The sequence below is a fragment of the Candidatus Poseidoniia archaeon genome, from assembly GCA_030748895.1.
Taxonomy (GTDB): domain Archaea; phylum Thermoplasmatota; class Poseidoniia; order MGIII; family CG-Epi1; genus UBA8886.
In genome coordinates, this window is the sequence record JASMLC010000015.1 from 17,250 (window position 1) to 28,233 (window position 10,984).

Here is a 10,984-nt window from a genome sequence, read left to right on the forward strand (position 1 = left end):
ACATTTTATGAGACTGATTTTGAAGGGAACACCGGCGTCGGATTGTATTTCCACGCAGGATCATCTAATTTAATTCGAAACACAAAATTTATTGATAACGGCGCCGGCATTTCGCTAGTCAATTCCTCCACTCAAAATGAAATTAAAAGCTGTCAGGCATACGAAAATGAGGAACACGGTTACCTTTTCGCATCCGATTCCACAAGTAACTACCTGAATTCTTCCAATGGCTTGAGCAATGAGTATTCCCTGGTGTTTGAGGATAGTTCGCATAACAACTCCATAAACGATGGCTTTTATAACGGAGGTGAGGAATCAATCCTTTTCAGTGGAGATCCATCAACAGGCATTATTCTCTATGAAACTAACTTCGGAGAGTCCCTGAGCATCAATTCCGGCTCTGAATTACTGATAAGCAACAGCTTGCACGTCAAGGTCACCGATAATGGCACTGGCGAGTCATGGAAGATATACGACAACCAGACCGACGAAAATCGCACGGCGTATTCGGGAACGCACGCAATGTGGCTGGGAAATCCTGACAAGAACGATAACGGCGATGGAGATGCGGGCGAATATGAAGACAACTGGGATTTCTCGTTCGTTACGAAGGATGGGATATCGCTCGGCAGTTCTCCCAAGCTGGCCATCATGGTATGGTATGAAACCGAGAATCCGTATGACGGCGGCCATGTACAAATCTCGACTGATACTGGCGATTCATGGGAACTGCTGACGCCCGCCGGCGGCTACTCCTGTAGCAGTGTCGCCGCACTAGGTGATGCGGGCTACTGCAATAACTCCAACGGCTGGGTACTCCAGAATTTCAGCCTCAGCGGCTACGCCAACGAGGATGTGCTGTTGCGCTTCCGCTTCGCCTCGGACGGTTCGGTTTCCACCTTTGAGGGCTGGTACATCGATGATGTCAAGGTGACCAACGGGGGACAGACGCTGTTCGAGGATGATTTCGAGAACGGCAAGGCAAAGTGGACAATTGACCGCTTCGTCATGCCACGCTCCGGAGCCGATGCGCGCGTCACCGACCGCAACGGCCTCCAGTATGCCTCGCCCTATTTTGACGGCAGCGACTCCCTGAGCGGGAGTCTGGGCTGGTTGAATAATCAGGTGGCTATCAAGGTGATTACGCAACGTTACTATGGCAACTCGACTCCCGTGGTCCAGAACGTGGAGTTGCGGCTGCGCTACGTCGATTGGCACAGCACAACCCTGCTGAACCTCACGGATAGTTATACCAAACATTTCAAGGTCCCTGATTTTCGAGTTAACCACTCTGGAGTCCTCTATTACAACATTCAGTCCGCAATAGAGAACGCGACATCGGGCGATACCATCTATGCCTGGAACGGGACATTCCGCGAAAACTTGATAATTGACAAGGAGGTGGTGTTGTTAGGTAACGGGACTGGAAGTACCATAATTGATGGTGCAGGCAACACATCAGTTAAGGTCACAGGTAAGTACGCTACGATAGCCAACCTGACAGTGAAGGGCGCCACCGGGTCGGACGAGTATGGAATTCATGTAAACTCCTCCGGCGGAGGACTGAACGCGACCGGCGTGAGGCTGCACGACAACTACAATGGCTTATATTTTGACAACAAGGGTTGGGGTTCTCGGATTGCCGACAGCACTATCGATTCGAACAGCGACAGTGGGTTGGATGTCCAGGGGTCTTCCGGAATCCGCATCGAAAATTGCACAATCAGCAACAACGGCAAGCATGGCATCTATCTCAGCGCCACCCCTGACGCGCTGGTCTATGGCAACCATATCCATAATAATTCCAATGGCGGAATCTACGCTTCTTCCTCCGGTTCCGGTTTTGGCATCCACCATAATCAGATTGTTGATAATGGGCATGCGGGGATTAGGCTGTTTTCGGTCCTGGAAAGCATTGTCACCTACAACGAAGTCCGGGACAACAACGGTCCGGGAATCTACACCAGTGCCCGTGACAGCGAATTCCTCCATAACAACGTCACCGGCAACAGCTATGGCATCCTATTCTGGGGCGGCTGCTGCTCGGGCGTCTACGGCATCAATAATCTGGCTGCGTACAACTATATAGCTGAAAACACGCACGGAATAGGAATCACGCCCTGGACTGGCGGCTCCAACCGACTGCTCGCGAACACAGTCCTGAACAGCGCTGAGTTCGGCATTTACATCACCCATGGCAGCAACCACCGCATCGAGAATTCGACGATTTCGGGCAGCGGTTTGTATGACCTGCGCCTCACATCTGGAGAAACGACAATCATCAATTCCACATTCTCATCAATCTCGATATCCACCGACGCTGATTTGCGTGAGAGGGAGTTGTTTAGCCTCCGCATCCTGGAAGAGAATAGTGACCCGTTTGTCGATTTTGAAATTGCAGTTGAGGATGGCACAGGCACTGCATACGCTTCGCCGCACTGGGGTGGTAGCGATGATCTTACTGATTCTAGTGGCTCTATCCGCCAGCTGCTGCTACTGACACGGCACTGGAACGGTTCCGCAACTCCTGATGTTTTTGAGACCACGGTCAAGTACGCCTTTGGCGTTCGCGCCAAGGAGAAATCACAGCAGCTGAACCAGACCACAACATTGGATATCTATGTACCTGAACACTGGCGCAAGGGACTGGTGCGCAACGTCGATTCGGGCGAGGACTACTCGTCGCTGGCGACTGCCATCTCCGAGGCAGACAGCGGCGACGAGCTGCACATCTGGAAAGGGAGCTATCCCGAGATGGTCGATATCGAGGAGTCGCTGACGATAACCGGCAATTCCACCGCGGATGTGCTGCTGAAAGGCACAGGCGATGATTACGTAATCCACATTGATGCCGACTCTGTCACGATTCGAAACCTGACAGTCCTGGATGGTAGAGGACTCTATCTTGACAGGCTCTCGAGTGATGTAACACTGGAGTGGCTGGTAATCCACGATTCCTCGATTAATGGCATTTATGCATTCCAGAACGAAAATCTGGCCTTCTCCAATCTGACAGTCACTAACAGCTCCGAGCAGGGGATAGTGTTCTACAAGACAACCAGCAGCGTTGTTAGCGACTGCACCGTTTTGAATAGCGACGGCTCCGCTATCCTGTTCGAAGATGCCTACAGCGTTGAGTTACACAGAATCACCCTGACCGGTAATGGAGGATCCGGAATCCGCCTTGACAAAAGCGATTCAATATCAGTCAGGGACAGCTGGATCTTTGACAACCGCAGAAATCCCGGGTGGTGGGAGGTGTGGTCAACAAATACCGATGGGCTGGTCATGGATAACGTAACTATTTCCGGCATGGGACTGGTCCTGCTGGTTGACAATGAGCAGGCCCACCTCTCAAACCTGACCCTGGAAATCACTCTGGATTCGGGCTATGGCATATATCTGGAAAAGTCGGATTCCAACACCCTGCGCGATATCTTGGTATCGGCTGATGGAGTCCTGGCCAGCGGCATCGTCCTGGAGGATTCCGATGATAACCTACTCATCAACTGCACCGTCAACAACGTCCATTACGAGGCGTTCTACTTCCGGAACTCTGCCAACGACAACACCCTTCTCGACTCAGCCGCCTCTGGTGGCGAGTTCGCCCGGCTCAAGCTGTCGGTGGCGGGCAGGACCGTGGTCCGCAACAGCACCTTCTCCGGCGCAGGAGGCGACAGCGGAGTCCAGCTCAGCTCCGCGCCCGACACAATATTCGACAACGTAACCTCCAAGGATAACGGCGCGGAAACAGGCCATCATGGCCTATACGCCTCCGCCGCGGATGGCTTGCTAATCAGGAACTCCCTCTTCAGCAACAACGCCGGCCGCGGCGCCTATATATTTAACTCTGATAATGTGGTTATATATTCCAACCAGTTCGACAACAACGCCCACGGTCTGGTTCTCTGGACCGTGGATAATGCGCGTGCCTCCCAGAACGGCTTTGAGATTGGGGACGGCAATGCCATTGAGTTACGTTATGGTTCGAACAGCTGGATTGACAACAATACCATCGAGCAGTACGGGAATGACGCATCGCAGAATTTCGGAATCGGTGTTTACTTCTCAGACTGGAACCGAATCCACAATAACACAGTCTCCGACAGCGAGGTGACCGGTATCCTGCTGGGCGATGATGCCGAGTTCAATTACGTGACTGGTAACTCTTTGACGCGGACCGAGTTCCCTGCAATCCGGGTGCTTTATGACAACAACTACATCGCTCACAATATCGTCTCCGAAACAGGGTGGATTGGCATTGTGGTCGATGGAGACCGGAACGAAATTATCGACAATACCCTGGTTGATGGCGAATCATCCGGCATCAATGTCTATGGCAGCAACAACCAGTTCACCGGCAACAATTTTTCGGGAGGCTCCGACTTCCCGATTCAAGCTACTGGCACCTGGAATGTCTTCACCGACAACGTGGTTGACGCCGCTGGCGAGGACGCCGCGGTGCTGGTCACCGGTAGCAACAACCAGTTCAGCGGCAACCAGCTCACCAACGGCGACATCGGTTTCCTCGTCTCCGGCGACTGGAATGAGTTCGAGGAAAACAGTGTATCCAGCTTCAGCGAAGTATGCTTCTCGCTGAGTGCAGATTATATAACCTTGAAAGGAAACTACTGTTCGGGCGCCGTTGAGGGCTTGCAGCTGGATTCCGCCACCGGGACTGTCGCGACCGGTAACAACTGGACCGGTGTCGCGATTGCCCTGCGCCTCTATGATGCGTCTGGAAATTCCTTCAGCAACGAAGCTGTCACTGCCAGTTCGGTTGCCGTTTCATTCGAGAACAGCCGGTCAAACTCGATTCGGTTTTCCACGCTGGCTGGCTCAATCCAGCTAGCCTCGAACTCGACCGCCAACTACCTCAACGGCTCCGCGTGGCAGGGCGAAATTAGCTGCGACTCCACCTCGCAGCTCTTTATCGCCGACAACATAACCATCGAGGTGCGGAACGAAGACCTCGGCACACTATTCGAGGCAGTCCACCTGCGCCTGAGGGCCGACGGTGGAACGGTCTACGCCACCCCCTTCTTTGGCGGCAGCGACGCGACCACCGGCGGTGACGGCCGCATCGCGCCGCAGATGCAGGCCCACACCAGCTACGCCGGTAGTTCCGACCCCGAAACGACCGAGTTCGCGCTCGCCTACGCGTTCCGCTTGCGGCAGGGGGCGGCCGACTTCAACGCCACGGGGCCGCATCTCGAGACGGTCCGGATTCCCGACGAGTGGAACTACGGGCTGGTCCAGAACCAGCGCACCCTGAACGAATACGGGCTGATTTTCGACGCGGTCGCGAACGCCAGCGAGGGCGACGAACTGCTGGTGTGGCCCAGCCTCTACGAGGAGTCAGTCACGGTCGATACGCGGCTGACGATTACCGGGCTCGGCCCGGGGGTGATGGTGCAGGGTGGCATGGCCAACAACCAGAGCGGGCCTGCGTTCACCATCAGCGCTTCCGGGACGGTTCTGCAAGGCCTTTCGGTCGGTAATTCCAGCGGTGGAATCATAGTGAACGCGGACGGCGTCGTTCTGACGAACCTCACGATTTCGGATATCGAAGGCATTGGAATCAATGTCGCTACCCCGGCTGAAGGGCTGCAGATACGCGACGTCACCGTCAGCAACACCACTTCCGACGGCATCGCCACCCCGTTCGGCGCCTCCGACTTCGTGCTGGAGCGGGTCGATGTCTCGCAGGCCGCGGGCGACTCGCTCCGGTTAGGTGGTTCAGGCCACTCAATCACTGATTCCAGTTTCTCGGACTGGACAAACATCAATGAGGGAAGCCAGCTCGAATTGAGGAATACGGCGTTCGGAGTGCTGCAGCTGAATAACCAGACAAACGCGCTGCTCGAAAACGTCACGGCAGACTACCTCAATATCTTCGGCGGCGGCGATAACCTACTGCAGTCAGGCAGCATAGGCAACCACATTGAGTTGAAGGATAATTCAATCGGCAATCGCGCGCTCGACACCACTTTCAGCAATGTCATTTGCGAGGCCGGCAGCAGCCTCGCCATCGAGTACCGGCTCACCGTCGAGCTGCGCACCGTCGAGGGACCGGGAAGCTGGCTCGACGTCGAACTCCTGGAGGGCGGGGTGGCGCTGTACGCCACCCCTGCTTTCGGCGGCAGCGAGGCGCTCTCGGACGGCGCGGGGCGCCTGCCGGAGCTGCTGCTGGCGGGGCTGCTCTACAACGGCAGCGCGACGCCCGAGTCGGTGGTGGCGACGGTCTCGGTCCAGTTCAACGGCTTACAGGAATCCAGCTTCAGCATCTCGCAGGACTCGTTGCAGCGTGTCTGGCTCAACCTGCCGCCCGACCCTGCGGTGGATTCGGTGAGCCCCAGCCCCGCAATTCAGGGCGACATGCGCGAACCGGTCGACGCGGCGACGAAGGTGTGGTGGCCGCTGGACGAGGGGAGCGGCACCAGTAGTGCTGACGGCAGCGGTAACGGCAACAACCTGACGCTGCAGCCGACACAGTCGTGGGCACCGGGCTACGACGGCAGCGCGGTCCGCTTCGACGGCCAGTTCATCTATCTCGAGGGGCCGCTGCTCAAGTTCGGCACAACCACCATAGAGCTCTGGTTCAACACCACCGACACTGGTATCGGCACGTTGCTTTCCGACTACTACAGCGGTGACAGCAGCTGGAACCACCACCTCTATCTCGTCAATGGCGAGCCGCGCTTCGAGCAGACACAGGGCGGCATGCCGCTCACGCTCGCCGCCGCCGCGCAGTTCAACGACGGCGGCTGGCATCACGTCGCGGTGGTCCGCTCCGCCGACATGGTCTCGCTCTGGGTCGACGGCGTAATGTTAGACTCGCGCCCGTCCGGGGCTGCGGACACTTCGCAGCGCGACACCTGGCTCGGTATGTCGCCTGACGGGGGTAACGCGTACGCCGGCCTGCTCGACAGCATCCGCATCTCCAGAACCGCACGCCATCCCGAGGACTTCCTGACCGGCGGTGGGACCGTGCTGCTCTCCGGCAGCGGCAGCGACCCGGACGGGGCCATCACCAACTGGACCTGGTCCTCGTCGCAAGACGGCATCCTCGGTTACGGCCCGCAGCTCGAGCTGGGCGTCGACGGCCTGAGCCTCGGCAGCCACTCGATTACACTACAGGCGGTCGACGACAACGGCAGCGCTGCGCAGTCGAGCATCTCGCTGGTCGTGATGCGGCGGCCCGGCGCGCTGATAATCGACCCGCCTCTGCTGGTCCACGACGGCGATACCATCACCCTGCAGGGCGAAGCGACCGGCGAGATGCTGATTACGTCATGGGAGTGGTGGTCCGACGTGGCAGGACTGCTCGGCAGCGAGCCGACAATCGAGGTCGTCGCGCTGGCTAACGGCACCCACAATATCACACTGCGGCTTCAGGCTTCCAACGGCCTCTGGAGCGACGATACGACCGTCGCCATCTACGTTAACGGGCGGCCGCGACTCTCGGAGCCGTCACTCACAGCGCAATTCCTAGTACGGGGCGGCAGCGTTTCGTTCAGCGGTGCCGTGATGGATGACACGGACCTGGGCGCGGAGCTTAGCTTAGAGGCAGCGTATCGCCGCCTCGGCACCGGCGCATGGGAAACCGCCTACCTCTCGGCGCCGGACTGGGACTCGGGCCGGGCCAGCTTCAGCTTCGCCCCCGACTTCAACGCCTCGCTCGGCCACTACGAATTCCGGCTCGAAGCGCAGGACCGCCACGGCGGGAGCTCAGGCTGGCTGGTACTGCCGCTACAGGCCGAAGTCACCAACATCCCGCCGCAGGTCTCGACCACCCTTGTCCCGGACCCGGTCGTCAGCGCTGACGGCACGATGCTCGAGTTCAACGCCTCCTTCAGCGATACAGACGGTACGGTGCAGCAGCTCCAGTGGGTCTCCAGCCTGGATGGAGTGCTCTCGAGCAACGCCTCTTTCTCGATGAGTTCCAGCAGCCTCAGCGCCGGCAACCACACTATCACGCTGCGCGTGCAGGACAACGACGGCACCTGGAGCGAGACTTCGTTCACGGTCGAAGTCCAGCCGGTCGTGGTGCCGGACGAGGAGTTCTTTGGCATCGCCAGAGACAACCTGCTGCTTGTCGCCGCGGCGCTGCTGCTCGGGGTGCTGTTTGTCGGCGGCGGGTTGCTGCTCCGCTCGCGCGAAACTCCGGTCATCGCGGCCGCCACCGAGGAGGAAGAGGAGCAGAAACCCCAGCGGCTGGTCGAAACCTGGCTGCCGCCCGAAGGGCTCGAGGGGTACGAGCAGCTGGTCGCGGAATACATGGCGCGCCGCCGTGAGGCGTACCTTGCGGCACCGAGCAACGAGCAGGAGCTGGACTATCTTCACAACAACCGCGAGCGGTTTGCGATTTCATCCTACTTCGAGGTCCCGGTCGACCCGGCGCACCTGATAAGCGACTGGGCGCTGCCGGAAAACCTGCGTGGCAACGTCCACCTCGACGCGGTCCGCAGCGAGATTGTCGAGCGGGTGCTGGATGGTCCGCCCGACCGCAACTACGTCATCATCGGCGAGCCCGGTGTCGGCAAGACCGTGCTTCTGTTCGAGCTGTTTGACCGGCTGATGGCCCGCCTCCCGGTCGGCCGCATCTCGACCACGACGCTCGGCAAGGCGCACGAAAAGTTCGGCGTGCGGCTTTTCTACGACGACATCCAGGAGAACACCGAGCTGGTGCAGGCGCTGACCGACCGGCAGATTAGAGGCGTAATCCTGAGCGCCCGCGAGGCGGACTGGGCTTCGCTGCCGGCAGAGTTCCAGGCGCAGTTCGACCGGCTGACAGTGCCGCTCTTTTCAGAGAGCGAGATGAAGCTGCTCAGCCGCAAGATGCTCGGCTTCTCCGGTTTGGGCTACGACGAGGATGCAATCTCGGCACTGGTGCAGTACGCCGAGGGGTCACCGATTTACGTCTGGTCGATGATTCGCGAAATGCTGCATCGCGGACTACGCGCACTCACCGCCGACTACATTCAGGAGAACGCCATCCGCGGGATGAACAACTACGTTTCGCTATTGCTGCAACGGCTGCTCAAGGATGGCGAGGAATACCGTCCCGGCGGGCTGCACGCGCTCACTTCGCTGGTCTTCCTCGCTGAGACCATGGAAGAGCGCTTCTGCCACGACCTCTTTTACGACGCAGCGGTCGAGCAGCTCTCGGCCCACGCGCAGGAGCAACTCAACGACTCGATGGATCAGGGTACCTTCAACCGTGCTCTGGCATACCTGCCGGGCGACGGCAACGTCATCAAGTTCCCGCACGACACCTGGGTTGACGTCATTCTGGGTCACGGCGACCTGAACCCGTTCCGCACCGAACTGCGCGCTATCTTCCGGCAGTTCGTCGACAGCGGTCTCTTCGAGGAAGTGAAGCGCGAAGTCGTGCCCGGCGTATGGGAGACCACCGCCCGGCGCTACCACCGCAGTCCGTCGCGGCAGAAGGGCTCATTCCTCGCGCTCGCAGACACGCTGCTCCACAATTTCCAGGTTTCCGAGCTGAAGGAACTGGGGGTCGATATCGAGATGATTCGCGAAGTGGCCTCGACCTACTCGCACCTGCCGGCCGCCGCTTCCCTGGTCTCACGCATCCAGGCGGCCGAGCCGCAGCAGGTGACCCAGATTATCAATATCCAGGACACGGTCTCGCCCGCCAGCGGTGGGCACCCGCCATATCGAATTGAGGAGCTTTACCTGATTTACAACGACGGCCGGCTCATATCCGGGCAGTCACTCAAGGAAACCGCAATCGATCAGGATATAATGGGTAGTATGCTCACCGCCATCAACGACTTCGTGCAGGACTCATTTCAGGCGGCGGGGCAACTGGGTTCTATCGTTTACGGCGATAACCGCGTCATGATTGAGCGCGGCGAGCAGGCAGTGCTCGCCGTGGTCATCTACGGTGAGGAGACCCGCGAACTGCGCTCGCAGGTTGCGAACGCCCTGAAGCTGGTGGAGAGCCGTTTCAATAGCGAGCTCGCGGGCTGGGACGGTGACGTCACCTTGCTCTCGGGAACACGCGAAATCCTGCAGCCGCTGCTCGACGGCACGCGCGAAGTCAGCCGCGAGATGATTGACGAATACCTCTCGCTCCAGAAGGTCGGCCTGCGCGCAGGCTGGGAACACGTTGCCGGCCATGTCCGCGTACAGGTGGAGGTATGCAACTACGATTCGCAACCGTTCAGCGAGGCGCACCTGAAGCTGGAGCGCACCGCGTCCCTGCTTGAGCTGGTCGCGACGCAGCCGGAAACCGAGCAGACCAGCAGCGGCGTACGCCTCGGCGAAATCGAATCGCACGACAGCCACAAGCTGGTGCTCTGGTTCGAGCCGCGCAGTGCGGGCTCCGCCGCCCTCGCGCTACGGCTTGACTATCGCGATTCCGAAGGCCGCAACGCCGGCGTGACGACGACGCTCTTCGCCGGCACCGAGGTTTTCCGCGAGGAAGACCCGCCCGACGGGAAGGCGCTGCAGAAGCTGTTGGCGGGCGGCAGCCAGCGGCCGCCCGCCGCAGCCGCGCCGGCCGAAACGGTCGAGGTGGCGGTAGCTGAGCAGGTCCCGGTCGCCGAGGCCGAAATCGTGGTCGAAACGGAAGTTGTCGCGGAGCCGGAAGCGGAAGCCGAACCGGAACCGGAGCCCGAGCCAGAGCCGGCCGACCTCGGCGTGTCGGGGATGGACGACCTGCTCGGCAAACTTGGCGAACTCGGCCCGGAATCCCCGCAGGAACCCGCAGGCAAATCATCTGACGATGAGTATAAAAAACCGGAAGAGGAAACCGGTGTCGTGAAACCCGCGCTGAAAAAGAAGCAGCAAAAGTCCAGCGGCGACGAAGATGACGATGGTGAACTGGGTGATATATTCGCCAAGTTGAAGGAACTGGACGACTGATTTACCCCTGAATTGGTGCGGGTGCCGGAATTTGAATCCGAGTTCTCAGCTTGGCAAGCTGAAGTGATACCAGGCTACACCACACCCG

The 10,984-nt window shown here is 58.9% G+C and carries 1 protein-coding gene; it reads left to right on the forward strand.

The features are described 5' to 3' along the window. Positions 1-423 precede the first annotated feature (423 nt). Positions 424-10,896 (forward strand): right-handed parallel beta-helix repeat-containing protein, encoded by a 10,473-nt coding sequence (locus QGG57_06230; protein MDP7007763.1) that lies wholly within the window; start codon positions 424-426, stop codon positions 10,894-10,896. Positions 10,897-10,984 lie beyond the last annotated feature (88 nt).